This is a genomic window from Streptomyces sp. NPDC059897 (assembly GCF_042730865.1).
In the GTDB taxonomy this organism is placed as follows: domain Bacteria; phylum Actinomycetota; class Actinomycetes; order Streptomycetales; family Streptomycetaceae; genus Streptomyces.
Genome location: NZ_JBHWKQ010000010.1, coordinates 59,437 through 85,731, shown reverse-complemented (window position 1 = coordinate 85,731; position 26,295 = coordinate 59,437). Strand labels below are relative to the sequence as shown.

23 protein-coding genes and 1 tRNA gene are annotated in these 26,295 nt (G+C 71.5%); 9 read left to right on the top strand and 15 right to left on the bottom strand.

Going from position 1 to position 26,295, the window contains the following annotated elements:
• Positions 1 to 4 precede the first annotated feature (4 nt).
• A complete protein-coding gene (locus ACFV9W_RS13930; RefSeq protein WP_385759504.1) occupies positions 5 to 790 on the bottom strand; it encodes a ferritin-like domain-containing protein in 786 nt (261 codons plus the stop codon).
• A 239-nt stretch (positions 791 to 1,029) separates the two neighbouring features.
• Complete coding sequence (locus ACFV9W_RS13925; protein ID WP_385759501.1) at positions 1,030 to 2,091, bottom strand: LLM class F420-dependent oxidoreductase; 1,062 nt, start codon at positions 2,089 to 2,091, stop codon at positions 1,030 to 1,032.
• 151 nt (positions 2,092 to 2,242) lie between these two features.
• Between ACFV9W_RS13925 and ACFV9W_RS13920 the strand changes: the two genes are divergently transcribed.
• Together ACFV9W_RS13920 and ACFV9W_RS13915 are read left to right on the top strand one after the other, a co-directional pair.
• On the top strand, positions 2,243 to 3,226 hold the full coding sequence (locus ACFV9W_RS13920; RefSeq protein ID WP_385759498.1) for an aldo/keto reductase: 984 nt from the start codon (positions 2,243 to 2,245) through the stop codon (positions 3,224 to 3,226).
• Complete coding sequence (locus ACFV9W_RS13915) at positions 3,223 to 5,724, top strand: helix-hairpin-helix domain-containing protein (RefSeq protein WP_385759495.1); 2,502 nt, start codon at positions 3,223 to 3,225, stop codon at positions 5,722 to 5,724. Before ACFV9W_RS13920 ends, ACFV9W_RS13915 begins: the two co-directional genes overlap by 4 nt.
• Before the next feature lie 692 nt (positions 5,725 to 6,416).
• Here the strand turns inward: ACFV9W_RS13915 and ACFV9W_RS13910 are convergent.
• Positions 6,417 to 7,091 carry a hypothetical protein gene (locus ACFV9W_RS13910; RefSeq protein ID WP_385759492.1) on the bottom strand — a complete coding sequence of 225 codons (675 nt, stop codon included), beginning with the start codon at positions 7,089 to 7,091 and terminating at the stop codon, positions 6,417 to 6,419.
• A gap of 47 nt (positions 7,092 to 7,138) precedes the next feature.
• Between ACFV9W_RS13910 and ACFV9W_RS13905 the strand changes: the two genes are divergently transcribed.
• Positions 7,139 to 7,327: a DUF5703 family protein gene (locus tag ACFV9W_RS13905; protein WP_018535088.1), complete on the top strand. Its 189-nt coding sequence runs from the start codon at positions 7,139 to 7,141 to the stop codon at positions 7,325 to 7,327.
• 72 nt (positions 7,328 to 7,399) lie between these two features.
• On the opposite strand, the gene ACFV9W_RS13900 is transcribed toward ACFV9W_RS13905, so the two are convergent.
• The 3 genes from ACFV9W_RS13900 to ACFV9W_RS13890 form a co-directional block, all read right to left on the bottom strand.
• Complete coding sequence (locus ACFV9W_RS13900; protein ID WP_385759489.1) at positions 7,400 to 8,116, bottom strand: chaplin family protein; 717 nt, start codon at positions 8,114 to 8,116, stop codon at positions 7,400 to 7,402.
• A gap of 124 nt (positions 8,117 to 8,240) precedes the next feature.
• The gene (gene chpH, locus ACFV9W_RS13895) at positions 8,241 to 8,474 is read right to left on the bottom strand and encodes a chaplin ChpH (RefSeq protein WP_385759487.1); all 234 of its coding nucleotides are present in this window, start codon (positions 8,472 to 8,474) and stop codon (positions 8,241 to 8,243) included.
• A gap of 151 nt (positions 8,475 to 8,625) precedes the next feature.
• Positions 8,626 to 9,951 (bottom strand): M20/M25/M40 family metallo-hydrolase, encoded by a 1,326-nt coding sequence (locus ACFV9W_RS13890; RefSeq protein ID WP_385759485.1) that lies wholly within the window; start codon positions 9,949 to 9,951, stop codon positions 8,626 to 8,628.
• Between the two features lie 195 nt (positions 9,952 to 10,146).
• Between ACFV9W_RS13890 and ACFV9W_RS13885 the strand changes: the two genes are divergently transcribed.
• Positions 10,147 to 10,231, top strand: a tRNA-Leu gene (locus ACFV9W_RS13885).
• A 118-nt stretch (positions 10,232 to 10,349) separates the two neighbouring features.
• Positions 10,350 to 12,179 carry a serine/threonine protein kinase gene (locus ACFV9W_RS13880; RefSeq protein WP_385759482.1) on the top strand — a complete coding sequence of 610 codons (1,830 nt, stop codon included), beginning with the start codon at positions 10,350 to 10,352 and terminating at the stop codon, positions 12,177 to 12,179.
• A 66-nt stretch (positions 12,180 to 12,245) separates the two neighbouring features.
• On the opposite strand, the gene gnd is transcribed toward ACFV9W_RS13880, so the two are convergent.
• Genes gnd through tkt form a run of 6 tightly spaced genes read right to left on the bottom strand, consistent with a single transcriptional unit; the run spans position 12,246 to position 20,527 of the window.
• Complete coding sequence (gnd, locus tag ACFV9W_RS13875; protein ID WP_385759479.1) at positions 12,246 to 13,121, bottom strand: phosphogluconate dehydrogenase (NAD(+)-dependent, decarboxylating); 876 nt, start codon at positions 13,119 to 13,121, stop codon at positions 12,246 to 12,248.
• A gap of 8 nt (positions 13,122 to 13,129) precedes the next feature.
• Complete coding sequence (gene pgi, locus ACFV9W_RS13870; RefSeq protein ID WP_385759477.1) at positions 13,130 to 14,800, bottom strand: glucose-6-phosphate isomerase; 1,671 nt, start codon at positions 14,798 to 14,800, stop codon at positions 13,130 to 13,132.
• Entirely contained in the window at positions 14,793 to 15,740 is a 948-nt protein-coding gene (opcA, locus tag ACFV9W_RS13865; protein WP_385759474.1) for a glucose-6-phosphate dehydrogenase assembly protein OpcA, read from the bottom strand. Before opcA ends, pgi begins: the two co-directional genes overlap by 8 nt.
• Positions 15,737 to 17,269: a glucose-6-phosphate dehydrogenase gene (gene zwf / locus ACFV9W_RS13860; RefSeq protein WP_385759471.1), complete on the bottom strand. Its 1,533-nt coding sequence runs from the start codon at positions 17,267 to 17,269 to the stop codon at positions 15,737 to 15,739. The genes opcA and zwf overlap by 4 nt, the downstream gene beginning before the upstream one ends.
• The gene (gene tal, locus ACFV9W_RS13855; RefSeq protein ID WP_385759468.1) at positions 17,266 to 18,387 is read right to left on the bottom strand and encodes a transaldolase; all 1,122 of its coding nucleotides are present in this window, start codon (positions 18,385 to 18,387) and stop codon (positions 17,266 to 17,268) included. Before tal ends, zwf begins: the two co-directional genes overlap by 4 nt.
• Positions 18,388 to 18,430: 43 nt before the next feature.
• On the bottom strand, positions 18,431 to 20,527 hold the full coding sequence (gene tkt, locus ACFV9W_RS13850; RefSeq protein WP_385759466.1) for a transketolase: 2,097 nt from the start codon (positions 20,525 to 20,527) through the stop codon (positions 18,431 to 18,433).
• A 184-nt stretch (positions 20,528 to 20,711) separates the two neighbouring features.
• Between tkt and ACFV9W_RS13845 the strand changes: the two genes are divergently transcribed.
• Together ACFV9W_RS13845 and ACFV9W_RS13840 are read left to right on the top strand one after the other, a co-directional pair.
• Positions 20,712 to 21,641, top strand: coding sequence for a helix-turn-helix domain-containing protein (locus tag ACFV9W_RS13845; protein ID WP_385759463.1), 930 nt, complete (start codon positions 20,712 to 20,714; stop codon positions 21,639 to 21,641).
• Positions 21,642 to 21,665: 24 nt separating this feature from the next.
• Positions 21,666 to 22,043 carry a YchJ family protein gene (locus ACFV9W_RS13840; RefSeq protein WP_385759460.1) on the top strand — a complete coding sequence of 126 codons (378 nt, stop codon included), beginning with the start codon at positions 21,666 to 21,668 and terminating at the stop codon, positions 22,041 to 22,043.
• A 22-nt stretch (positions 22,044 to 22,065) separates the two neighbouring features.
• Here ACFV9W_RS13840 and ACFV9W_RS13835 read toward each other — a convergent pair whose 3' ends face one another.
• Positions 22,066 to 22,767 carry a FadR/GntR family transcriptional regulator gene (locus tag ACFV9W_RS13835; protein WP_385759457.1) on the bottom strand — a complete coding sequence of 234 codons (702 nt, stop codon included), beginning with the start codon at positions 22,765 to 22,767 and terminating at the stop codon, positions 22,066 to 22,068.
• Positions 22,768 to 22,897: 130 nt separating this feature from the next.
• On the opposite strand from ACFV9W_RS13835, the gene ACFV9W_RS13830 reads away from it, so the two are divergent.
• Positions 22,898 to 23,422: a gluconokinase gene (locus ACFV9W_RS13830; protein WP_385759454.1), complete on the top strand. Its 525-nt coding sequence runs from the start codon at positions 22,898 to 22,900 to the stop codon at positions 23,420 to 23,422.
• 54 nt (positions 23,423 to 23,476) lie between these two features.
• Entirely contained in the window at positions 23,477 to 24,883 is a 1,407-nt protein-coding gene (locus ACFV9W_RS13825; protein WP_385759451.1) for a gluconate:H+ symporter, read from the top strand.
• A gap of 69 nt (positions 24,884 to 24,952) precedes the next feature.
• Here ACFV9W_RS13825 and ACFV9W_RS13820 read toward each other — a convergent pair whose 3' ends face one another.
• Together ACFV9W_RS13820 and ACFV9W_RS13815 are read right to left on the bottom strand one after the other, a co-directional pair.
• The gene (locus ACFV9W_RS13820) at positions 24,953 to 25,570 is read right to left on the bottom strand and encodes a cytochrome b/b6 domain-containing protein (RefSeq protein ID WP_385759449.1); all 618 of its coding nucleotides are present in this window, start codon (positions 25,568 to 25,570) and stop codon (positions 24,953 to 24,955) included.
• Entirely contained in the window at positions 25,554 to 26,207 is a 654-nt protein-coding gene (locus ACFV9W_RS13815) for a molybdopterin-dependent oxidoreductase (RefSeq protein WP_385759446.1), read from the bottom strand. Before ACFV9W_RS13815 ends, ACFV9W_RS13820 begins: the two co-directional genes overlap by 17 nt.
• Positions 26,208 to 26,295: the final 88 nt, after the last annotated feature.

Below are 26,295 nucleotides of genomic sequence, written 5' to 3'. Positions count from 1 at the left end.
CGCCTCAGGCGAACTCGACCGTGGTGGGCGGCCCGCCCAGGGCATCGCGGCGCTCCGGCATCCGCAAGGACACCATCCGCCGCCACCCGCCCAGACGCTCGTACGCGTACACCGCGTGGATCCCCGCGGCCAGCGCCGCCGCCTTCGGCTTCGGCCAGCCCAGAATGCGCCCCATGTGGTCCATGACGGCGAGGCTGACGTCCCGGTAGACCGCGATCTCCGCGAGCGCGCACTCGCGCAGGATGCTCTGGATGGTCCGGCCGTGACCCGCGTACGCGAACCGCAGCAACTCCTCGTGGCAGTACGCGAGATGGTTGTCCTCGTCGTTGGAGATCATCTTGACCGCGCGGCCGAGGTCGGGATCGTCGGCGAAGTGCTTGCGCAGCATCACCATCTGCTCGGATGCCCGCTGCTCGGTGACGCGGCTGTGCGCCAGGTACGTGACGATGTCCCGCACGGAGAGCGGCTCGTCGCCACGCAGTCGCTCGTGCGAGAGCCCGATGCCGTGCTTCTCCAGAAGCATCGTGTAGTCGGCCTCGTCGGGGACGTCCACTGGTTCGAGCCCGCGCTTCTTCATGAGGGCGTTGAAGATCCGCCCGTGCTTGTCCTCGTCCGCACCGTGCCGCGCGATCTTGGGGGCGAGGCCGCGCTCGCTCTCGGGGGCCAGCGCGGCGATCCGCCCGTTCTCCCAGCCGCCCTGGGATTCGCCGCCCGCGGCGATGGAGCAGAACAGCCGGAACGACTCGTCGTTGTCGATGATCTCCTGGAACAGACTCTTGGCCGACAGCATCTGCTACCTCCATATCGCCGCGCCGGACTCCGCAGTACTGCAAAGTCCGAGTCAAATGCGGGACATGAGGCAGGGCAACAGCTATGCGGGTCAACTCGTCCGAACGGAGGACCCCGGGCCCGGAACGAGCCGTAACCCGGCCCCCTCGTGACGCGTTGTGCTCCGTGACGGCCGTGGCGGGGAAGACCCCCCGAGCCCCCACCACGGCCGCAGAAAACCTCCGCTGAGTCCCCTGAGCGCTACGCGAGTCCGGCGCGCTCCATGGCCTCGGTTCCGGCCCGCAGCGAGGCCAGCCGGTCGTCGAGCGTGAGCCCGGCCGGGTTGACGGTCAGGGTGGTGACACCCGCCTCGGAGTAGGCCCGCATCCGGTCGGCGATCCGGTCCACCGAGCCGAGCAGCGTCGTGGAGTCGATGAGCTGCTGCGGGACGGCAGCGGCAGCGCCCTCCTTGTCGCCGTCCAGGTACTTGTCCTGGATCTCGGCGGCCTCCTTCTCGTAGCCCATGCGCTGCGCGAGCTGGTTGTAGAAGTTCTGCTTGCGGCTTCCCATGCCGCCCACGTAGAGGGCGGTGTACGGCCGGAACATGTCGGCGAGCGCGCTCACGGACGCCTCGTCGTCCCCGCCGAGCGCGAGCGGCACCGTCGGACAGACGTCGAAGCCGTCCATGGTCTTGCCGGCCTTCTCGCGGCCCGCGCGGATGTGCTGGAGCGCGGTCTCCTCCAGGTGCTCGGCGGCCGGGAAGATCAGCAGGGCGCCGTCGGCGATCTCGCCGGTCTGCTCCAGGTTCTTCGGGCCGATCGCGGCGATGTAGAGCGGGATGTGCTCGCGCTCCGGGTGCACGATGAGCTTCAGCGGCTTGCCCGGCCCGCCGGGAAGCGGCAGCGTCCAGTGCGCACCCTCGTGGGTGACCCGCTCCCGGCTCATCGCCTTGCGGATGATGTCGACGTACTCGCGCGTGCGCGCCAGCGGCTTGTCGAACTTGACGCCATACCAGCCCTCGGAGACCTGCGGCCCGGAGACACCGAGGCCGAGCCGGAAGCGGCCCCCGGACAGCGAGTCGAGGGTCGCGGCCGTCATCGCCGTCATCGTGGGCTGGCGGGCCGGGATCTGGAAGATGGCCGAGCCGACGTCGATCCGCTCCGTCTGGGCGGCGACGTACGCGAGGACGGTGGCGGCGTCGGAACCGTAGGCCTCGGCGGCCCAGCACACCGCGTAGCCCAGTCTGTCGGCCTCCTTCGCGACGGCGAGGTTGTCCGCGTCCATGCCCGCGCCCCAGTAGCCGAGGTTGATGCCGAGCTTCATTGACCACATCCCCTTAACGCTTAACGCCTTGCCGGATCCAGTGATTTACCCATGGGTAAGGTGCCTCGCCCGGCACCCTAACCCGGCGACCCCGGCCGCAGATATCCACAGGGGCCCCGTTCCTGACCTTCGGCCAGTAACCTCAGCGCCCATGGAGCAGAGGCATCTCGGCCGCACCGGCCTGCGTGTGTCCCGGATCGGGCTCGGCACCCTCCTGTGGGGCCGGGACACCGACGAGCACGACGCCGCCGACCTGTTGAAGGCCTTCTGGGAAGCGGGCGGCACGCTCGTCGACACGGCCGACGTGTACGGGGACGGGGAGTCGGAGTATCTGCTCGGCAGGCTCATCGAGGGCCTGGTGCCGCGCCGTGACCTGGTCATCTCCACGAAGGCGGGCAGCGTGCCCGACCCGGACCGGCGCTTCGACTGCTCGCGCGGCCATCTGCTCTCCGCCCTGGACGCCTCGCTCGCCCGGCTCGGCACGGAGTACGTCGACCTGTGGCAGGTGCACGCGTACGACCCGGGGACCCCGCTCGACGAGACGTTGCAGGCCCTCGACATAGCCGTCAGCAGCGGCCGCGCCCGCTATGCGGGCGTCTCGAACTTCTGCGGCTGGCAGCTGGCCAAGGCCGGTACGTGGCAGCTCGCCGCGCCCGGTGCGCGCACGCGTCTCGCCAGTACGCAGATGGAGTACTCGCTGCTGCAGCGGGGCGTGGAGCGCGAGGTGCTGCCCGCGGCCCTTGACCTCGGCATCGGCCTGCTGCCCTCATCGCCGCTGGGACGCGGAGTGCTGACCGGGAAGTACCGCTCGGGCACCCCGACCGACTCGCGGGGCGGCTCGGACCACATGGCGCCGTTCGTCGAGCCGTATCTCGACGAGGCGGCGGGACACATCGTGGACGCGGTCGCGACGGCGGCGGACGGGCTGGCCGTGACGCCGCTACAGGTGGCGCTCGCGTGGGTCAGGGACCGGCCGGGGGTGACCGCGCCGATCGTCGGCGCGCGCAACGCGCAGCAGCTCACGGCGGCATTGTCAGTGGAGGCCCTTAGTCTTCCTGACGAGATCTGCCAGGCGCTCGACGATGTGTCGGCGCCCGTGCACCGCTATCCCGATCAGGACTGGAGCACGTTGTGAGTACGGAGTCCGCTGCCGCGGAGAACGAGTCAGGGGCCCGCCCCGACACGGATCCGGCTGCCGCCGCGAGCGCGGAGGCGGAGGCGGAGCCGGTGTCGGCGGACGTCGCCGGAGCCGAGGGCGCGGAGGCCGCTGCCGCTGAGGCCGGCGCGGTCGGAGGTGCCGAAGGCGCGGAGGGCGGCGCTGCCGCCGAGGCCGGCGTGGTCGAAGGGGCCGACGACGGCGCGGACGCCGGAGCCGAGGGTGCCGAAGGCGCGGAGGGCGCTGTCGGCGAGGACGCCGGGGACGCCGGAGCCGAGGGCGCGGAGGGCGCCGAGAGCGCTGCCGTCGAGGTCGGCGCGGACGAAGGGGCCGAGGGCGTCGAAGGCGCGGACGGCGCCGAGAACGCTGCCGGCGAGGACGGCGCGGACGCCGGAGCCGAGGATGGCGAAGGCGGGGACGCCGCCGTGTCCGAGGCCGACGGCAAGGACGGGGCCTTGTCCGAGGCCGAGGCCGAGTTGGCGGCTCAGCGGGAGTTCCGGGAGCGGATCGCGGAGCGGAAGGCCGCCAAGGAGGCGCCGATCGACGCCGGGACGAAGCTGAGCGGGACCGCAGCCGATCTGCTGGCCGCCGTACGCGCGGTGGAGAGCGGCGAGAAGCCGGTCGCCGCCCCCGTGCTCGCGCGGCCCGGGCCCGAGCCGCGGCAGGCCACCGCGACCGCCGCCCCCGCCGAACCCGTGCGCAGGCCGCAGGCCACCACTCAGGCGGGCCCCGATCCGGAGGCCGTCGCCGCGGTTCGGGCCGTGCTCGTCGAGGGCGGGGCTCCCGAGTCACTGGCCGGTGCGGCCGCCGCGGCCCTGGGCGAGGGCGCGGGCGACGAGCTGCGCGCCGATCCGTGGCTGTTGCTGCGGGTGAGCGGAGTACGGCCCGAGCAGGCCGACGGGTTCGCGCGGGCGCTGCTCGGCGCGGAGTGCGGGCCCGAGGACGAGCGGCGGGGCCGCGCCGTCACCGTATGGCTCCTCGAGCAGGCCGCGGACGCCGGGCACACGGCCCTCGATCTGCCGGTGCTCGCGGACGCGCTCGGCAAGCGCGGGGTGCCCGATCCGGAGGAGGCCGTGCAGAGCGCCGTCGCGGAGGGCGACGCCCTGATCTTCCACGACCCCCTGGAGGACGCGCCCGCGCCCGCCCCCGCCGAGGAGGACGGCGAGGAGGAAGAGGCCGAGCGGCCCGTACGGGTCCTGGTCGGGCTCGAGCGGTACGCGCTCGCCGAGGAGAGCCTCGCCGACGGGCTGGCGCGGCTCCTCAACGCCGCGCCCAAGGACGAAGGTTCGGCCGCCGGGCTCGATGAGGCCGCGGGCTCGGAGCGTGGCACGACTGCCGAGCTGATCCGCGCGATCGCCGCGCACCGCCTCGTCGTGCACACCGGCGGTGAGGCGGCCCGCGCCGAGCCCGTCGCGGCGGCCGCCGCCGCGGGCAGGCTGGGCCTGCGGGTGTGCGTCGCCGCACACAGCGCGGACGGCCGCCGCCGGGCCGCGGAACTCCTCGGTCCGGACGCGCCCGAGACGGCCACCGCGACCGTCGCGGGTCTGCTCGCGCAGGCGGAGGGCCCCGGGCTCGACCGGGACGGGGCGTTCGCCCTCGACGTCCTGGTGGTCCTGGACGCGCCGCAGTTGGACGTGGGCGACGCCGCGATGCTGGTGGAGCTGCTCGCCGACGGGACGTGCCTGGTGCTCAGCGGGGACCCCGGGACGCTGTGGTCGGCGGGCCCCGGCCGGGTCTTCGCGGACGTCGCGGCGGCCGAGATCTGCCCGCGCATCGCCTCCCGCACGCCGGACTTCGGGCCGATCGGCGAGCTGGTCTCGGGCATCGGCATCGGCGAGCTGAACCAGGTGGAGGCGCCCGGCAAGGAGGTCGTGATCGTTCCGGTGCGGGACCCGGCCGAGGCGATCCACCGCACCGTGCAGCTCGTCGCGGACTCGGTGCCGCGGGCGATCGGGGTGCCGGCCGAGCAGACGCAGGTGATCACGCCGGGGCACGGGGGCGCCGCGGGGACGCGGGCGTTGAACGTGGCGCTGAAGGAGCGGCTCAACCCGGGCCCCGGGCGGTTCGGCGGCTTCGACCCCGGGGACCGGGTGGTGTACGTCACCGGGCGCGGGCGGATCCGGCCCGGCGTGGTTGTCGGGGCGGACGCGGAGGGCCTGCGTCTCGAATGTGACGGCTCCCCCGTCCTCGTACCGAAGGAGCAGGTGGAGCAGGGCGCGGTGCGGCACGGGTGGGCCGTGACCGGGCATCAGGCCGTGGGGGTGCGCTGGCCCGCGGCGGTGGTGGTGCTGCCCGGCGACGCGGCGCAGTCCCTGAACCGTCCCTGGGTCTACACGGCCTTCGGCCGCGGCGAACGGCACCTCTCGGTGGTGCACGGCGTGGACGCGGCGCTGCCGCGCGCGGTCTCGGAACTCCCCGCGAAGCCGCGCACGACGCGGTTGCGGGGCCTGGTCCGAGCCCAGGTCCCGAGCACGTAGCCGCGGCACCGCTTCTCTCCGCCGCGCCGGGGCCGGCCCCACCGTCCCCGTTGCGCGGCACCGGGACCTTTTCGCCTTACCGGGGTCGGCCCCCACGCCCCTGTGACGCGGCACCGGGCGCCGCCTTGCCCACCCTGCCGCCCAAGGCGGCAGATTGCCCAAGGCGGGTGCGGCCCCGCAGCCCCGGGCGGGGAGCCGTGCCGACGGCAGTTCACCCAAGACGCCTGCGGCCGACCGCAACGGGCGGGGAGCCGGGCCTGGCGGCGGTTCGCCGCAGGCGGGTGCGGCACCCCGCGAGGCCGACGCCCCCGGAGGGGGCGGGTGGTGGGAGATAGGCGGGGGCAAGGCCGTCACCTACGGCGCGGCGGGCACCATCAAGCCCCTGCGGCGATTGAGCAGCGGGGCCCGGGGCAAAGCCCCGAGACCGTAACCCCCGTGCGGCAAGATCAGCCCCGCCGACGCTTGAAGCGCGGGCCCCGAAGCAGCGCCCCAAAGACCACAACCCCGGTGCGGCAAATCCAGCCCCGCCGGCGATTGAGGCGCGGGGCCCGGGGCAGAGCCCCGAGACCGTAACCCCGGTGCGGCAAGATCAGCCCCGCCGGCGATTGAGGCGCGGGGGCCGGGGCGGAGCCCCGAGGCCGTAACGCCGGGGCGGCAGAACAACTACCCCCGGCCCCCGCGGCAGCGGGGTGTCAGCGGTCCGCCTCCTCCAACGCCTCATCGCCCCCGGCGGAGCCGTCGTCATCATCGAACTCGTCGTCGTCGAAGACCGCGCTCACATCGAAGCGGCACACCACCCGCTGCGGATCGACCTGCTCGAAGGGTGCCTCCAGCCACTCGCCGGGCTCCGCGGGGTCGTCCGATGCCGTGACCCAGAGCGTGGAGTCGCCTTCCTCCAGGCCGAACTCCTTGTGCCGGGAGGCGATCTCGTCGGGCTCGAACTCGCCGAAGAGGACGCCCAGCGCGGCGTGCACACTGCTGCCCGCCCCGTTCGCGGCCTCCGTGTCCGGCTCCGCGTCCAGGTCGGCGACCCGCCCGGCCTGGGACAGCAGACGCTGCGGCTCGACCACGGCGTAGTCGCGTCGGATCAGCACGCTCAGCGCGTTCGGCTCCTCGGGTCCCGCGTACGGCGGCAGCGAGTCCTCGCTGCCGGGGATCTCGAAGGGGGTGACCTCGTCGTAGCGGTCGTAGAGGAGTTCGTCGTACTCCTCGGCCGCGGCGGCCAGTTCGTTGAACGCTTCGTAGACGGCCGGATCGTCTTCTCCCGACCGGCGCTCGACCGCCGCCAAGTGGGCGTCGAGCGCAGCCTTGACCGCCTCGGCGGCGGCGCGTACCTCGGCAGCGGTGGGCTGCGCAGCATCAGACATAGTGCAGACGCTATCCGTACCGGGCCACTGCCCGCACAATAGATGCGATGCCGGAATACGAATTTGTCGACGTGTACGTACCGCGCGGGGTCTCCCGCAAGGAGGCGACGCGTCTGCTGACGGACCATGCCGAGTACGGACACTGGGAGTTGGACCGCTTGAGCCTGCGCCGCGACGGCAGTCGCCGCGTGCGTCTGCGCCGACGGATCATCCGCCAGGTGCGGGCCACATGGTGACCTGAGGGCACGGCGAGACAACGGAGCGGGCCCCGTCCGTGCGGGGCCCGCTCCGTTGTGTACCGCCTGATGTCACGCCGCCGCGTTCGCCCGCCGGTAGAGCAGCGCGCCCGCGAGCAGCGCACCCCCGGCGAGCGGGATGGCCGCGCCGAGCGGCACCGAGCTGCCGGTCTCCGCGAGGGTGCCGGCGGCCCGCACCTCGGGGCTGCCGGTCTGCCCGAGCTGGGACTCGCCCTTGGGCATGTCGACGGTCTGCGTTCCCGGGGCGTTGGGGGTGTCGGAACCGGTTCCCGGGTCTTCGGCGCTCGGGGGCGGGGTGTTCGAGTCCGTCGGCGGCGTCGTGGTGCTGCTGGCGTCGTCGGAGCAGCCGTTGCCGGTCGTCCCGTTGCCGACCGAGCCGGCGCCGACGGAGTTGCCGCACGCGTTGACCGGCACGTGCACCGGGACCGACACATGGTTGCCGGAGCCGACACCGGGTGAGTCGCTGGTGTTCCCGCCGGCCTGCGCGCCGCTGTCCGAGGACTGGTCGCCGGACTTGTCGCCGCCGCCCGAGCTGTCGCAGCCGTTGCCGGACGCCGGGTTGAGCAGTCCGACCACGTTGATCGTGTTGCCGCAGACGTTCACCGGTACGTCCACGGGCGCCTCGACGGAGTTGCCGGACAGGACGCCCGGTGAGTCCGATGAGTTTCCGTTCGTACCCGAGTCCGCGTGTGCGTAACCACCGGTGACGGCGAGCACGCCGGACGCGGCCGCCACGGTGATCAGGCCCTTCCGCATGACCTGTCGCATAGGTTTCCCTGCCTTGCCTTGTCAGTCTTGCCGTGGAACCTTGTCCAACCCGTCGGCCCCGGAGTGCATGGCTCGCACTCCGGGGCCGTGGGCTCAAACCCTCAAGGGGTGAGGCACAACAACGTCAGTCGTTGGCGCAGGTGTTACCGAAGGCAGGGTTCAGCAGCCCGATCACGGAGACCGTGTTGCCGCACACGTTCACCGGCACGTGGATCGGGGCCTGGATGACGTTGCCCGAAACGACGCCGGGGGACTGCGTCGCAGCACCCTGAGCGCCGGAGTCGGCGACGGCCATGCCCGCACCCGCGAGAACCAGACCACCGGTGGCTGCCGCAGCGGCGACGACCTTCTTGAGCATTATTCCTCCTAGTTGGCAATGCAGTCCCAGCCGCGGACTGCACTCCCTGTAACGAGGAGGGACTCATGGGGCTACGACCGTGCGAGCCCTTTCACTCTTTCCGGTCCATTGCGCACGTGCGAACGATTTTCGGTCCGGCGCGGGGTTGACGTCAGGACGCGTCAATGAAGCGGTCCAGGACCCGCACGCCGAACTTGAGGCCGTCCACCGGCACCCGCTCGTCGACGCCGTGGAACATCCCGGCGAAGTCCAGCTCGGGCGGCAGCTGCAGCGGCGCGAAGCCGAAGTTGCGGATGCCGAGCTCCACGAAGGACTTGGCGTCGGTGCCGCCGGAGAGCATGTACGGGATGGCCTTGCCGATCGGGTCCTCGGCCTCGATCGAGGACTTCATGGCCTCGACGAGCGCCCCGTCGAAGGTGGTCTCGACGGCCTTGTCCGCGTGCACGTCCGAGCGCGTGACCTTCGGGCCGAGGATCCGGTCGAGGTCGGCGAGGAACTCGTCCTCGTGGCCGGGCAGGAAGCGGCCGTCGACGTTGGCGGTGGCCTCGCCGGGGATCACGTTGACCTTGTAACCGGCGTTCAGCTGCGTGGGGTTGGCGGTGTTGGAGAGCGTGGCGCCGATCAGCTTGGCGATGCCGCCGAGCTTGGCGATGGTCTCCTCCATGTTTTCCGGGTCGAGCTCGGTGCCGAGGGCGTCGCCGAGCTCGTCGAGGAAGGCGCGCGTCGTCTTGGTGACGCGGACCGGGAACTGGTGGCGGCCGAGGCGGGCGACGGCCTCGGACAGTTCGGTGATCGCGTTGTCCCGGTGGATCATGGAGCCGTGCCCGGCGGTGCCGGCCACGGACAGCTTCATCCAGTGCATGCCCTTCTCGGCGGTCTGCACGAGGTAGAGCCTGCGCTGCTCGTTCACCGTGAAGGAGAAGCCGCCGACCTCACTGATCGCCTCGGTGACGCCCTCGAACAGGTCGGGGTGGTTGCGCACCAGGTGGCGGGCGCCGAACACGCCGCCGGCCTCCTCGTCGGCGAGGAACGCGAGGACGATGTCGCGCGGGGGCTTGCGGCCGCTGCGCAGCCGGTCGCGGACGACCGCGAGGGTCATCGCGTCCATGTCCTTCATGTCGACGGCGCCGCGGCCCCAGACGCAGCCGTCGGCGATCTCGCCGGAGAACGGGTGGTGCGTCCAGTCCGCCGCGTTGGCCGGGACGACGTCGGTGTGGCCGTGGATGAGGAGGGCGGGCCGCGAGGGGTCCTCGCCCTCGATCCGGGCGACCGTGGAGGCGCGGCCGGGGTGGGACTCGAAGATCTTCGGCTCGAGGCCGACCTCGGCGAGCTTCTCCGCCGTCCACTCGGCGGCCTTGCGCTCGCCGGGGCCCGAGTGGTCGCCGTAGTTGCTGGTGTCGATCTGGATCAATTCGCGGCAGAGGTCGACGACCTCGTCCTGTCCGGAGACCGCCCTGCCCGTGCTCGGCTCGCTCACGCTGGTTCCTCTCTTGCCGTGGATGCGTCTCATCCTCTCTCTCCCGGCCTGTGGACCCAAGGCCGGGCGCGTCTCGTCACGTGCCGTTCACAGGCGGGGCGGCCCGGTCGGGGGGCTGATCGAGGCACTCGGAATCCCTGGTAATGTTCTCTGTGTCGCCGCGGGGAACACCCGCACAGAGGCGGCAGACACCTTGTCCGGGTGGCGGAATGGCAGACGCGCTAGCTTGAGGTGCTAGTGCCCTTTATCGGGCGTGGGGGTTCAAGTCCCCCCTCGGACACAGAGAAAGACCCCAGATCACTCTGGGGTCTTTTGCGTTGTCGCGGCACCGACGGCGGGGTGCGCTACGTCACGTGATGCAATGGTCGGCCACGAGACGAACAGGGGTGGAGTGCGGCGTGTTGGCGAACGGTGGGCCCGATGCGGAGAATTTCCGTCCGCTGGACGACCGCGATCCACGGACGGCGGGCGGGTACCGCCTGGTCGCGGGGCTCGGCTCCGGCGGCATGGGGCGCGTCTACCTGTCGCACACGCCGGGCGGCCGGGCCGTCGCGGTCAAGGTGATCAGACCCGAGCTGGCCGAGGACCCCGAGTTCCGGCGCAGGTTCCGTACGGAGGTCGCCGCCGCGAGCAAGGTCCACGGGCTCTACACGGCGCCGGTCGTCGACAGCGACACGGAGAGCGCGGTGCCGTGGTGCGCGACGGCGTACGTGCCGGGGCCCTCGCTCGCGGAGGCGGTGCGCGCGCACGGGCCGCTGCCGGTGGACACCGTGCTGCGGATGACGGCCGGGATCGCGGAGGCGCTGCAGGCGGTGCACGACGCGGGGATCGTGCACCGCGACCTGAAGCCCTCGAACGTGCTGCTGGCCTCCGACGGGCCCCGCGTCATCGACTTCGGTGTGGCGCGGGCGGCGGACGCGACGTCCGTGACGCGCAGCGGGGCGGCCGTGGGCACGGTCGCGTACATGGCTCCGGAGCAGGTGCTCGGCGGTTCCGCGAGCGGCTCCGCGGATGTGTTCGCGCTCGGCCAGACCGCGGTGTTCGCCGCCACCGGGAGCACGGCGTACGGGGAGGGCGAGCCGCACGCGGTGCTCTACCGGGTCGTGCACGAGGAGCCGGATCTGTCCAAGGTCCCGGACGCCATGCGGGAGTTGATATCCCGCTGCCTCAGCAAGCCCGCGGACGACCGGCCGACGGTGCGGGAGGTCATCGAGACCGTCCAGGCGATACGTGAGGCGCAGCCCGGTGGTCCGGGGCCCGCGACGGACGCCTGGCTTCCGGACGAGCTCGCCGAGGGGATCGCGGCGCGCGCCGAGGGCGCCCGGGTGACCGGGGCGGAGCCGACGGGGCTCGCGACGCCGCCGGGCGGTGCCACGAGTGGCCCCGGGACGCCCGGGAGCGCCGCCCCCGCGGGGGTGTTCGGGCCGCCCGTCGCGTTCGCCCAGGAGCCGCCCGCCGGGCCCGCGTCCGGCTCACCCGCCGCGCCGTCGGGGGCCGAGACCGCCGCCGTGAGCACCGGTGCCCCGCGCAAGCGCTCCCGTGCCTGGCTGCTGGCGGCCGCCGGGGTCGCGCTGGTCGCGTGCGGTGCGGCCGCCGCGCTGTATTTCGTGCCCGGTGCCCCGCAGGACGACGGGGCGGCGGGGCCGGCGGCGTCGAGCCACCCCGAGGCGACGCGCTCCGCGTCGAAGTCGGCGTCCGCGTCGAAGTCCGCCTCCCCGAGCGCCTCGAAGTCTCCGAAGGCCTCCAAGTCGGGGGCCGCGCCCGCCCCTTCGGGCTCGGCCGACGATCCCACCTCCGCTCCCCCGACGCCCACGACGAGCGGGCCGCCGACCTCGGCTCCCCCGCTCCCGTCGACGTACCCCGGCATCGTGATGACGGACAGCCATGACCTGTATCTCGCGGACGATCCGGTGCGGGCCAAGCCGGACGACGGGCGGGCGAACGAGGATCTGACGTACGCCGTCTACAGCAACGGCGCGGTGCTGGCGCCCGGCAACGCCTCGGGGAGCTCCCTCGCCCTGCTCCCCGCCGGGCAGCCGGCCACCCTCGACGCGTGCCGCGACGCGCACGCGGCCGACGACTCCTACTGGGTCTACGACCTGCCGGTGGGCCAGCGCCTGTGCCTGGTGGGCGGCTCGGGGGACGTCGGGCTTCTGACGCTCCGGGGCAAGACGGAGGGCAAGAACGTGACCCTGGACGCGAAGGTGTGGCGGACCGCCGACCAGTAGCCGGGACAGTGGGCGCAGCGAAAAGCCCGCCGGACCGTGCGGTCCGGCGGGCTTCGTGTGTGTCGCTTACTTGGACTCGACGGCGTGGCCGCCGAACTGGTTGCGCAGCGCCGCGATCATCTTCATCTGCGGCGAGTCCTCCTGGCGGGAGGAGAAGCGGGCGAACAGCGACGCGGTGATCGCGGGCAGCGGCACCGAGTTGTCGATCGCGGCCTCCACCGTCCAACGGCCCTCACCCGAGTCCGCGGCGTAACCGCGCAGCTTGTCGAGGTGAGTGTCCTCGTCCAGCGCGTTGACGGCCAGGTCGAGCAGCCAGGAACGGATGACCGTGCCCTCCTGCCAGGACCGGAAGACCTCACGGACGTTGTCCACCGAGTCGACCTTCTCCAGCAGCTCCCAGCCCTCGGCGTAGGCCTGCATCATGGCGTACTCGATGCCGTTGTGGACCATCTTCGAGAAGTGCCCGGCACCGACCTTGCCCGCGTGCACGTAGCCGAAGTCGCCCTCCGGCTTGAGCGCGTCGAAGACCGGCTTGACCTTCGCGACGTTCTCCTCGGAACCGCCGACCATCAACGCGTAGCCGTTCTCCAGGCCCCACACACCACCCGAGACGCCCGCGTCGACGAAGCCGATGCCCTTGGCCGCCAGCTCCTCCGCGTGCTTCTCGTCATCCGTCCAGCGGGAATTGCCGCCGTCGACCACGATGTCGCCCTCGGACAGCAGGTTGCCCAGCTCGTCGATCGTGGACTGGGTCGCGGCGCCGGCCGGGACCATCACCCACACCACGCGCGGGCCTTCGAGCTTCTCGACGAGTTCGGCGAGGGAGGCGACGTCCGAGACCTCGGGGTTGCGGTCGTAGCCGATGACCTCGTGGCCGGCGCGGCGGATGCGCTCGCGCATGTTGCCGCCCATCTTGCCGAGACCGATGAGACCGAGCTGCATGTCGTTCACTACTTTCCGTGTTGGTTGCGGCCGCGCAGGGCGCGGTACGTGCTGACCAGGGACTGCGTCGACGCGTCGAGGCCGGGGACCTCCGCGCCTTCGGTGAGGGCGGGCTCCACGCGCTTGGCGAGGACCTTGCCCAGCTCGACGCCCCACTGGTCGAAGGAGTCGATGTTCCAGACGGCGCCCTGGACGAAGACCTTCTGCTCGTAGAGGGCGATGAGCTGGCCGAGGACGGACGGGGTCAGCTCGCGGGCGAGGATCGTCGTCGTCGGGTGGTTGCCCTTGAAGGTCTTGTGCGGGACCAGTTCCTCGGCGACGCCCTCGGCGCGCACCTCGTCCGGCGTCTTGCCGAAGGCGAGCGCCTGGCCCTGCGCGAACAGGTTGGCCATCAGCAGGTCGTGCTGGCCGGCGAGGGTGTCGGACAGCTCGTCGACCGGCTTCGCGAAGCCGATGAGGTCCGCCGGGATCAGCTTCGTGCCCTGGTGGATGAGCTGGTAGTAGGCGTGCTGCCCGTTGGTGCCGGGGGTGCCCCAGACGACCGGGCCCGTCTGCCACTCGACGCCGCGGCCCTGGCGGTCCACGGACTTGCCGTTGGACTCCATGTCGAGCTGCTGGAGGTACGCCGTGAACTTGGAGAGGTAGTGGCTGTACGGCAGCACCGCGTGCGACTGCGCGCCGTGGAAGTTGCCGTACCAGACGCCGAGCAGGCCGAGCAGCAGCGGCGCGTTGGCCTCCGCCGGGGCGGTGCGGAAGTGCTCGTCGACCAGGCGGAAGCCGTCGAGCAGCTCGCGGAAGTGGTCCGGGCCGATCGCGATCATCAGCGAGAGGCCGATGGCCGAGTCGAAGGAGTAGCGGCCGCCGACCCAGTCCCAGAACTCGAACATGTTGGCCGTGTCGATGCCGAAGTCCGACACCTTCTCGGCGTTGGTCGACAGGGCGACGAAGTGCTTGGCGACGGCCTTGTCGTCGCCGAGCCCGTCGAGGAGCCAGGAGCGGGCGGCCTTCGCGTTGGTGATCGTCTCGATCGTCGTGAAGGTCTTCGAGGCGATGATGAACAGCGTCTCGGCCGGGTCGAGGTCGCGGACGGCCTCGTGCAGGTCGGCGCCGTCGACGTTGGAGACGAAGCGGAGCGTCAGGTCGCGGGCGGTGAACGGGCGCAGCGCCTCGTACGCCATGGCCGGGCCGAGGTCCGAGCCGCCGATGCCGACGTTGACGACGTTCTTGATCCGCTTGCCGGTGTGGCCGGTCCACTCGCCCGTACGGATCTTGTCGGCGAAGACGGCCATCCGGTCGAGGACCTCGTGCACCTTCGGCACGACGTTCTCGCCGTCGACCTCGATCACGGCGTCGGCCGGGGCGCGCAGGGCCGTGTGCAGCACGGCGCGGTCCTCGGTCGTGTTGATCTTCTCGCCGCGGAACATGGCGTCGCGCTGCCCGAACACGTCGGTGGCGGTGGCCAGTTCCTGGAGCAGGGCGAGGGTCTCGTCCGTGATCAGGTGCTTGGAGTAGTCGATGTGCAGGTCACCGACGGCCACGGTGTAGCGCTCGGCGCGGGCCGCGTCCTTCGCGAAGAGGTCGCGCAGGTGCGTGCCGTTGAACTTCGCGCGGTGGTCCTCCAGGGCCGTCCACTGCGGGCGGCGCGTGAGGAAGGGGCCTTGAGAGGCGGTGTCAGGCATGTTGAACGGACTCCTTGGTGACTTTGCCGGGGGCGGCTGCCTGCAGGGCCACGGCGTACATCTCGTCGGCGTCGAGGCGGCGGAGTTCCTCCGCGATCAGCTCGGCGGTGGAGCGGACCTTCAGGGCGAGGGTGCGCTCGGGCTGGCCTGGCAGGGTCAGCTTGGCGAGCGGCCCTTCGGGGCGGTCGATGCGGATCTCGCCGTTCGGGGTGCCGAGGCGGACCGCGGTGACGACCGGGCCCGGCGTCGTGACCCGCTCGACCGGGACGCCGAGCCGGGCGCCGAGCCAGCGCGCGAGCAGTTCGGCGCTGGGGTTGCCGGCCTCGGACTCGACGGCCGCGGAGACGACGTCGGTGCGGGCCTGGTCGAGCGCGGCGGCCAGCATGGAGCGCCACGGGGTGAGCCGCGTCCAGGCCAGGTCGGTGTCGCCGGGCGCGTAGTGCGCGGCGCGCCGGTCGAGGGCGGCGAGCGCGTCCTCGTCGGCGTACAGGTCGGTGATGCGGCGGGCGGCGAGCGCGCCGAGCGGGTCCTTGGAGGGCTCGTCGGGGGCGTCGACCGGCCACCACACGACGACCGGGGCGTCGGGCAGCAGCAGCGGCAGGACGACGGAGTCGGCGTGCTGGCCGGTCTCGCCGTACAGGCGCAGGACCACCGTCTCGCCGGTGCCTGCCTCGGAGCCGAGGCGGACCTCGGCGTCGAGCCGGTTGCCGTGCCGGTCGCGGGGCAGGCGCTTGGTGCGCCGGATGACGACGAGGGTGCGCGAGGGGTGCTCGCGGGACGCCTCCTGGGCGGCCTTCGTCGCGTCGTACGCGTTCTCCTCGTCCGTGACGATGACCATCGTCAGGACCATGCCCACCGCGGGCGTGCCGATGGCTCGGCGCCCTTCGACGAGCGCCTTGTTGACCTTGCTTGCCGTGGTGTCGGTCAGGTCGATCCTCATGGCCTTCGCCAGCTCCGTCCGTCTCGTGCGAGCATCTCGTCCGCTTCCTTCGGGCCCCAGCTGCCCGAGGCGTACCGGGCGGGCTTGCCGACCTTGTCCCAGTGCTCCTCGATGGGGTCGAGGATGCGCCAGGACTCCTCGACCTCCTCCGTGCGCGGGAAGAGGTTCGCGTCGCCCAGCAACACGTCCAGGATCAGCCGCTCGTACGCTTCCGGGCTGGACTCGGTGAACGACTCGCCGTAGGCGAAGTCCATGGACACGTCGCGGATCTCCATCGACGTACCCGGCACCTTGGATCCGAAGCGCACCGTCATGCCCTCGTCCGGCTGAACGCGGATGACGATCGCGTTCTGGCCGAGTTCCTCGGTGGCGGTGTGGTCGAACGGGGAGTGCGGGGCGCGCTGGAAGACGACCGCGATCTCGGTGACGCGGCGGCCGAGGCGCTTGCCGGTGCGCAGGTAGAACGGGACGCCCGCCCAGCGGCGGTTGTCGATGCCCAGCTTCACGGCCGCGTAGGTGTCGGTCTTCGACTTGGGGTCGATGCCGTCTTCCTGCAGGTAGCCGGGGACCTTCTCGCCGCCCTGCCAGCCGGCCGCGTACTGGGCGCGGACCGTGGACTTCTCCAGGTCGGCGGGGAGCCGCACGGACTTGAGGACCTTGAGCTTCTCGTTGACGAGGGACTCGGCGTCGAACGCGGCCGGCTCCTCCATCGCCGTGAGGGCGAGCAGCTGGAGCAGGTGGTTCTGGATGACGTCGCGGGCGGCGCCGATGCCGTCGTAGTAGCCGGCGCGGCCGCCGATGCCGATGTCCTCGGCCATCGTGATCTGCACGTGGTCGACGTAGGAGCGGTTCCAGATGGGTTCGTACATCTGGTTGGCGAAGCGGAGCGCCAGGATGTTCTGGACGGTCTCCTTGCCGAGGTAGTGGTCGATGCGGAAGACCTGGTCCGGCGAGAACACGTCGTGCACGATGCGGTTCAGCTCGCGCGCCGACTCCATGTCGTGGCCGAACGGCTTCTCGATGACGGCGCGCCGCCAGGACCCCTCGGGGGCGTCGGCGAGGCCGTGCTTCTTGAGCTGCTGGACGACCTTGGGGAAGAACTTCGGCGGTACGGAGAGGTAGAACGCGTAGTTGCCGCTGGTGCCGCGCTTCTCGTCGAGTTCGTCGACGGCGCTGCGCAGTTGCGAGAACGCGGTGTCGTCGTCGAAGTCGCCGGGGATGAAGCGCATGCCCTCGGCGAGCTGCTGCCAGACCTCCTCGCGGAAGGGCGTGCGGGCGTGCTCCTTGACCGAGTCGTGGACGACCTGCGCGAAGTCCTGGTCCGCCCACTCGCGGCGGGCGAAGCCGAGGAGCGAGAAGCCCGGCGGCAGCAGGCCGCGGTTGGCGAGGTCGTAGACGGCCGGCATCAGCTTCTTGCGGGACAGGTCGCCCGTGACGCCGAAGATGACGAGCCCGGAGGGGCCCGCGACGCGCGGGAGGCGGCGGTCGCGGGGGTCCCTCAGCGGGTTCTGCCAAGCGGTGGAGCTCACTTGGACTCAGCCTCCGTCAGGCGGGAGGAGACGGTGGCCAGCAGGTCGTTCCAGGCGATCTCGAACTTGGCGACGGCCTCGTCCTCGAGCTGCTGGGTGACCTCGTCGAGGGAGATGCCGAGCGCGTCGACGGCCTTCAGCTCGGCGCGGGCCTGCTCGTAGCGGCCGGTGATGGTGTCGCCGGTGATCTCGCCGTGGTCGGCGGTCGCCTTCAGGGTGCCCTCGGGCATGGTGTTGACGGTGCCGGGCGCGACCAGCTCGTCGACGTACAGGGTGTCCTTGTACGCGGGGTCCTTGACGCCGGTGGAGGCCCACAGCGGGCGCTGCTTGTTGGCGCCGGCGGCCGCCAGCTTGGTGGCGCGCTCGGCGGCGAAGGCCTGCTCGAAGGCCTCGTAGGCGAGGCGGGCGTTGGCGAGCGCCGCCTTGCCCTTCGCCGAAGCGGCCTCGTCGGTGCCGATCTTGTCGAGACGCTTGTCGATCTCGGCGTCGACGCGGGAGACGAAGAAGGAGGCGACCGAGTGGATCGAGGAGAGGTCGATGCCGCGCTCGTGGGCCTTCTCCAGGCCGGCCAGGTAGGCGTCCATGACGGCCTTGTAGCGGTCGAGGGAGAAGATCAGCGTGACGTTGACCGAGATACCGAGGCCGATGACCTCGGTGATCGCCGGGAGGCCCGCGAGGGTCGCCGGGATCTTGATCATCACGTTGGGGCGGTCGACGAGCCAGGCGAGCTGCTTGGCCTCGGCGATGGTGGCCTCGGTGTTGTGCGCCAGGCGCGGGTCGACCTCGATGGAGACGCGGCCGTCACGGCCCTGCGTGGCGTCGTACACCGGGCGCAGGATGTCGGCGGCGGCGCGGACGTCCTGGGTCGTCATCATGCGGACGGCCTCGTCGACGGTGACCTTGCGGACGGCCAGGTCGGCGAGCTGCTCCTCGTAGCCCTCGCCCTTGCCGATGGCGGCCTGGAAGATCGAGGGGTTCGTGGTGACGCCCACGACGTGCTGGTCCGCGATGAGCTCGGCGAGGTTGCCGGACTCGATGCGGGTGCGGGACAGGTCGTCCAGCCAGATGGAAACGCCTTCGTCGGAAAGGGCCTTGAGGGGTGCGACGGCGTTGCTCATGTTCTGCTTCATCTTCTTTCGGGCGTGCGTTGCTGCGGAAGGGTCAGGCGCGGGCGGCGGCGAGGGACTCGCGGGCCTTGTCGGCGACGTTCTCGGCGGTGAAGCCGAACTCGGCGAAGAGCGTGCCCGCGTCGGCGGAGGCGCCGAAGTGCTCAAGGGAGACGATGCGGCCGGCGTCACCGACGTAGCGGTACCAGGTGAGGCCGATGCCGGCCTCGACCGCCACGCGGGCCTTCACGGACGGCGGCAGGACGGCGTCCTTGTACGCCTGCTCCTGCTCCTCGAACCACTCGACGGACGGCATCGAGACGACACGGGTGGCGACGCCCTCGGCCTCCAGCTGCTCGCGTGCGGCGACGGCGAGCTGGACCTCGGAGCCGGTGGCGATGAGGACGACGTCCGGGGTGGCCTTCGACGCCTCGACGAGGACGTAACCGCCCTTGGCCGCGTCGTCGTTGGCCTCGTACGTCGGCAGGCCCTGGCGGGAGAGGGCCAGGCCGTGCGGGGCCGGCTTCTCGGTGCCGCGCTTGAGGATCTCGCGCCAGGCGATGGCCGTCTCGTTGGCGTCGGCCGGGCGGACGATGTTCAGGCCGGGGATGGCGCGCAGCGCGGCGAGGTGCTCGACCGGCTGGTGCGTCGGGCCGTCCTCGCCGAGGCCGATGGAGTCGTGCGTCCACACATAGGTGACCGGGAGCTGCATGAGGGCCGACATGCGGACGGCGTTGCGCATGTAGTCGGAGAACACCAGGAAGGTGCCGCCGTAGATGCGGGTGTTGCCGTGCAGCGCGATGCCGTTCATCTCGGCGGCCATCGAGAACTCGCGGATGCCGAAGTGCACGGTGCGGCCGTACGGGTCGGCCTCCGGGAGCGGGTTGCCCTTCGGGAGGAAGGACGACGTCTTGTCGATGGTGGTGTTGTTCGAGCCGGCGAGGTCGGCGGAGCCGCCCCACAGCTCGGGGATGACCGGGCCGAGCGCCTGGAGGGTCTTGCCGGACGCGGCGCGCGTGGCGACCTTCGTGCCGGTCTCGAAGGACGGCAGGGCGTCCTCCCAGCCCTCGGGGAGGCGGCCCGCGAGCACGCGGTCGAGGGTCTCGGAGCGCTCGGGGTTGGCGGCGCGCCACTCGGCGAGCTGCTTGTCCCAGGCGGCGTGCGCCTCGGCTCCGCGGTCGAGGGCCTTGTGGGTGTGGGCGATGACCTCGTCCTCGACGATGAAGGACTGCTCGGGGTCGAAGCCGAGGACCTTCTTCGTCGCGGCGATCTCGTCGGCGCCGAGCGCCGAGCCGTGGGAGGCCTCGGTGTTCTGCGCGGTCGGGGCGGGCCAGGCGATGATCGTGCGCATCGCGATGATCGAGGGCTTGTCGGTGACGGCCTTGGCGGCGGCCAGCGCCTCGTAGAGGGCCTTCGGGTCGACGTCGCCCGCGGCGGTCGGCTCGATGCGCTGCACGTGCCAGCCGTAGGACTCGTAGCGCTTCAGCACGTCCTCGGAGAACGCGGTCGCGGTGTCGCCCTCGATGGAGATGTGATTGTCGTCGTAGACGAAGACGAGGTTGCCGAGCTTCTGGTGGCCCGCGAGCGAGCTGGCCTCGGCGGAGACGCCCTCCTCCAGGTCGCCGTCGGAGACGATCGCCCAGATGGTGTGGTCGAACGGGGAGGCGCCCTCGGCGGCCTCCGGGTCGAACAGGCCGCGCTCGTAGCGGGCGGCCATCGCCATGCCCACGGCGTTGGCGACGCCCTGGCCGAGCGGCCCGGTCGTCGTCTCGACACCGGCGGTGTGGCCGTACTCGGGGTGGCCCGGCGTCTTCGAGCCCTGCGTGCGGAACGCCTTCAGGTCGTCCAGTTCCAGCTCGTAGCCGGAGAGGAAGAGCTGGGTGTAGAGGGTGAGGCTGGTGTGGCCGGGCGAGAGGACGAAGCGGTCGCGGCCGGTCCACTCCGGGTCGGCCGGGTCGTGCCGCATGGCCTTCTGGAAGATCGTGTACGCGGCCGGGGCGAGGCTCATGGCGGTGCCGGGGTGACCGTTGCCGACCTTCTGCACGGCGTCCGCCGCGAGGAGGCGCGCGGTGTCGACGGCACGCTGGTCGCTTTCGGTCCACTCGAAGGGCTGCTCGAAGGGGTCGAGTCCGTCCGGTGTCTGCGTGCTCATCTGTACAGCTTCCTTCGCATCCGTTGTCCTGCCGAGGTACCGAAAGGCACCGTCCGGCCGGGACCAAAGTCCCAGGTCGAACCACCTACGAATGTAAAGGTCATACTTTTGGCTCGACAGGTGCCCCCGTGCCAGCGTTCGGTGAAAATGGGACACGCACAGCGGCCCGAGCCAAGGACAGTGGATGACGGAGCAGGACCCCTCACAGACGAGCGCACATCTGCGGGCGGCCACTGAAAATCGAGCGCACATCCGGACCTATCCGTTCGACCCGAGCGCGAGCCTGTCCGGCGTCGGGATCCAGGTCGGGCCGATGGGTTCGGAGGGCCCGTGGGCGGGTGGCGTCGGCCTGTCGCGGCGCGTGCACCGCATCGACTTCCACGTGCTGCTGTTCTTCCGCGAGGGCCCGGTCCGCCACATGATCGACTTCACCGAGTACGAGGTCGGGGCCGGGGACATCCTGTGGATCCGCCCCGGGCAGGTGCACGGGTTCTCGACGGAGGCCGCGTACGTCGGCACCGCGCTCACCATGCAGCCGGGGTTCCTGCCGCGGGCCATCGTCGAGGCGACCGGGCTCTACCGCTACGACCGGCCGCCGCTGCTGCACCCCGATCCGGAGCAACTCGCCGCGATCGACGCCTCGTTGGCGCAGCTGCGGCGCGAGTACCTGGACACGACGACGCTGCCGCTGAGCCTGCACACCTCGGTCCTGCGGCACGCCCTCACGGCCCTGATGCTGCGCGTGGCACATGTGTCGGCGCAGGCCGCGGCGGAGGACGACGGGACGCCGCAGCAGGACACGACGTTCACGCGGTTCCGCACGGCGGTCGAGCACGGGTTCACGTCCAACCACAGCGTCAGCGCGTACGCCGACGAGCTGGGGTATTCGCGCCGCACGCTGGTGCGGGCGGTGCGGGCCGCGACGGGCCTGACCCCGAAGGCGTTCATCGACCGGCGGGTGGTCCTGGAGGCCAAACGGATGCTGGCGCACACGGAGTTGCCCGTGGGGCGGATCGGGGTGGCGGTCGGGTTCGCGGACTCGGCGAACTTCTCGAAGTTCTTTCAGCAGCATGTGGGGGTGTCACCGGCGGGGTTCCGGGCGGAACAGGTGTGACGGTCACCGCTTAAAGTACGCCCCATGTCACGCACCACCACCTGCCCCTGCGGGCTCCCGGCCTCGTACGAAAACTGCTGCGGGCGCTACCACTCCGGCAGTGCCGCCGCCCCCTCCGCCGAAGCCCTGATGCGGTCCCGGTACGCCGCGTTCGTGCGGCACGACGGGGCGTACCTGTTGCGCACCTGGCATCCGGACACCCGTCCGCCCGGCATCGACTTCGACGACGCCCCGCAGTGGACCGGCCTGGAGATCGTGGAGGCGGTCGACGGCTCCGCGTTCCACCAGCGCGGCACCGTCACCTTCCGCGCCCGCTACCAGGGCGGCGAGCTGCACGAGCGCAGCCGGTTCTCCCGGGTCGACGGCGCGTGGGTGTACGTCGACGGGGACTTCATCGAGTAACTCCGGGCCCGGGCAGGGGAGTTCAGGGCGCCAGGATGTCCAGCTCGTGGAGCGCGCCCACCGCGATCTCGCGCGTGAGTTCCTCCGCGCGCTCCGCGTTCCGCTCCCGTACCGCCTCGGCGACCTTGACGTGCAGGCTGACCGCCGCCGGGTCCGGGTCCTCGAACATGACCTGGTGGTGGGTGCGGCCCGCGAGGACCTCCGCCACCAGGTCACCCAGGTGGGCGAACATCTCGTTGCCCGATGCGTTGAGGACGATCCGGTGGAACTCGATGTCGTGGCCGAGGTACGCCTCCAGCTGCTGGCCGCGTGACGTCGCCACCATGCCGAGCGCGCACTCGGTCAGCGCAGCGCACTGCTCCGCGCTCGCACTGCGCGCCGCGAGCCCCGCGGCGACCGGCTCGACCGCCGAGCGCAGCACCGTGAGAGAGCGCAGCTGGCGCGGGCGGTCGGCGCCCGCGAGGCGCCAGCGGATGACCTGCGGGTCGTAGACGTTCCACTCCTCGGCGGGCCGCACCGTGACGCCGACCCGGCGCCGCGAGGCCACGAGGTGCATCGACTCCAGGACGCGCACCGCCTCCCGCATGACCGAGCGGGACACCTCGAAACGCTGGGCGAGTTCATCCGTGCGCAGCACACTGCCGGCGGGGTACTCGCCCGCGGTGATCGCGGGACCGAGGCTGTCGAGTACGCGGGCATGCAGGCCCCGGCCCATTGTGGTCATGGGACAACCCTAGCCCCGAGACCAATGGTCTGACTTATATGTCACACCCTCTTGAATTAATCAGACCTATTGGGTTTCAGTGTGGTGTCACAGCGATGTCGACGAAGACAGCGAAACGAGGCAGTACCCGATGAGCACCCCCCACGTCGTCGTGGTCATGGGCGTCGCAGGAACCGGCAAGACAACGATCGGTCCCCTGCTCGCCGAGCGGCTCGGCGTTCCGTACGCCGAGGGCGACGACTTCCATCCCCGGGCCAACATCGACAAGATGTCGGCCGGCACCCCCCTGACGGACGACGACCGCTGGCCCTGGCTCGATGCCATCGGCCGCTGGGCGCACGGCCGTGCGGGCCTCGGCGGGGTGGTCTCCAGCTCCGCCCTCAAGCGCAGTTACCGCGACCGTCTGCGGGCCGAGGCCCCCGACGCCGTCTTCGTCCACCTCACCGGCTCGCGCGAGCTGATCGAGGACCGAATGGGGCATCGCGAGGGGCACTTCATGCCCACCTCGCTGCTCGACTCGCAGTTCGCCACGCTCCAGCCGCTCGCGGCGGACGAGGCGGGCGTGGCCGTCGATGTCGCGGGATCGCCGGAGGAGATCGCGGACCGGGCCGTCGCGGCCCTGGCCGAGCTCGACTCCCCCGCCGCGACCCCGTAACCCCCCACCGGCAAGTTCTCTCCCCCCGCCCCCACTCGTTCTAGGGATTAGACCGTGACCAGACTCAGCGTCGAGATGCTGGCAGCGGACACCGTCGAGCCGATCACGTCCGCGGGCCATGCCCAGCTCGGGATCGCCGTGCTCGCGGGCATCGCCGTCATCGTCCTGCTCATCACCAAGTTCAAGATGCACGCCTTCCTGGCGCTGACCATCGGCTCGCTCGCGCTCGGCGCGTTCGCCGGTGCGCCGCTGGACAAGGTGATCGAAAGCTTCAGCGGCGGGCTCGGCGACACCGTCGCCGGTGTCGGCGTGCTGATCGCGCTCGGCGCCATCCTCGGCAAGCTGCTCGCCGACTCCGGCGGCGCCGACCAGATCGTCGACACGATCCTCGCCAAGGCCGGCAAGTCCGGTGGCAAGGCCATGCCGTGGGCCATGGTGGTCATCGCGGCCGTGATCGGTCTGCCGCTCTTCTTCGAGGTCGGCATCGTCCTGCTGATCCCCGTCGTCCTGATGGTCGCCAAGCGCGGCAACTACTCGCTGATGCGGATCGGCATCCCGGCCCTCGCGGGTCTGTCCGTCATGCACGGCCTGATCCCGCCGCACCCCGGCCCGCTCGTCGCGATCGACGCGGTGGACGCCAACCTCGGCCTCACGCTCGCGCTCGGCATCCTCGTCGCCATTCCGACGGTCGTCATCGCGGGCCCGGTCTTCTCGAAGTACGCGGCCAAGTGGGTCGACGTGCCGGCCCCCGAGAAGATGATCCCGGCCCGCGCCTCCGACGACCTGGAGAAGCGTCCGAGCTTCGGCGCCGCCGTCGCGACGATCCTGCTGCCGGTCGTGATGATGCTGTCCAAGGCCCTCGTCGACGTCATCGTGGACAACCCGGACGCCACCGTCCAGCGCGTCTTCGACGTGGTCGGCAACCCGATGATGGCGCTGCTCGTCTCCGTGGTCGTCGCCATGTTCACCCTCGGCCGCCCGGCCGGCTTCACCAAGGGCAAGATCCTCTCCACCACCGAGAAGTCCCTCGGCCCGATCGCGGGCGTGCTGCTCATCGTGGGCGCGGGCGGTGGCTTCAAGGGCACCCTGGTCGACTCCGGCGTCGGCGAGATGATCATGGAGATCTCCAAGGACTGGGGCCTCCCGACGCTGCTGCTCGCCTGGCTCATCGCGGTCGTCATCCGCGTCGCCACGGGTTCGGCGACGGTCGCCACGGTGTCCGCCGCCGGTCTGGTCGCGCCCCTCGCGGCCAACATGAGCGACACGCACACGGCGCTGCTCGTCCTGGTCATCGGCGCGGGTTCGCTGTTCTTCAGCCACGTCAACGACGCCGGTTTCTGGCTGGTCAAGGAGTACTTCGGGCTCAGCGTCGGCCAGACCGTGAAGACCTGGTCGCTCATGGAGACGATCATCTCCGTGGTCGCCGGTGCGCTGGTGCTGCTGCTGTCCCTGGTGATCTAGCCGAGGACCGACCGCTGACTGGTCAAGAGGGCGCCCCCGCCGGACGGTGGGGGCGCCCTCGTCGTGTGTTCAGGGCGCGTCGAGCCACTCGCCGTGCTCGCGGGCGGCCCAGTCCCGGTCCACGAAGCCGGTCCGCAGGCCCCGGCGGGACTCCGGGCCGGCGACCGCCATGCCGATGTGCCCGGCGAGCACGATGCCGAGGGCGAGCGCCAGCCAGTCGTGCACGAAGGTGGAGCCGGTGCGCACGGCGAGCGGGGCGAGGTGCGTGAACCACATGAGCAGCCCCGTGCCGAGCATCACCAGGACGGCGCCGGCGAGCCAGGCCGCCCACAGCTTCTGCCCGGCGTTGAACTTGCCCGCGGGGCGGTGGCCGGGGCGCCGGCGCAGGGCGGCGCGCAGCCATTCCTTGTCGTACGGGTCGAACCGGTTGAGCAGCCCCAGGTCCGCGCGGAAGGCACGGGAGACGAGGCCCGCCAGGAACGGCACCGGCAGCAGCAGGCCCGACCATTCGTGGAGCGTGACCACGAGGGCGCGGCGGCCGACGAGTTCGGCGAGCTGCGGTACGTAGAGGCAGGCGGCCGTCGCGACGCACACGCCCATCAGGGCGGCCGTGCCGCGGTGCACCCAGCGTTCGGCGCGCGTGAAACGGCGGACGGTGGCCGTGAGCTGCTCAGTTCGTGGGCTCATCGTCGCGTCCGTTCGAGCGGCCGACCCAGGCGTCGATGTCGTAGCCGCGCTCCTCCCAGTACCCCGGCTGCACGTCGTCGGTGACGGTGATCCCGGAGAGCCACTTGGCCGACTTGTAGAAGTACATGGGGGCGGCGTAGAGGCGGACCGGGCCGCCGTGCGCGTGTGTGAGGTCCTTGTCCCGCATGCGCAGCGCCACCAGGACGTCGTCGCGGCGCGCCTGTTGGAGCGTGAGGCTCTCGCTGTACGTGCCGTCGAAGCAGGTCAGGCGTACGGCCCTGGCGGTGGGGCGCACCCCCGCGGCGTCCAGGATCCGCGAGAGCCGTACGCCTTCGAAGGGCGTGCGCGGGACCCGCCAGCCCGTGACGCACTGCACGTCACGGACGAGGCGGGTCTGCGGCAGCGCCCTCAGTTCGGGGAGCGTGTACGTCGACGGGTGCGCGACCAGGCCGTCGACGGTGAGGCGGTAGGTGTCCGCGCTCTTGTGGGGAACGGAGGCGGCGACCGAGTAGTAGCGGAAACCGCCGCCGTTCGGCAGCACGCCGGTGAGGCCGGTGGGGTCCTTCTCGGCGAGGCCTTCCAGGGTGTGCTGGAGGGTGGGGGCCGCGGCGACGGTCAGGGCGCCGGCGCCCAGCATGCCCAGGACTAGGCGTCGGCCTACCGGGGGGCCTTGGTTCGGTGTCACGTTTCTGATTGCAGCACCGTGGGCGGGCCGGATCCAGGGG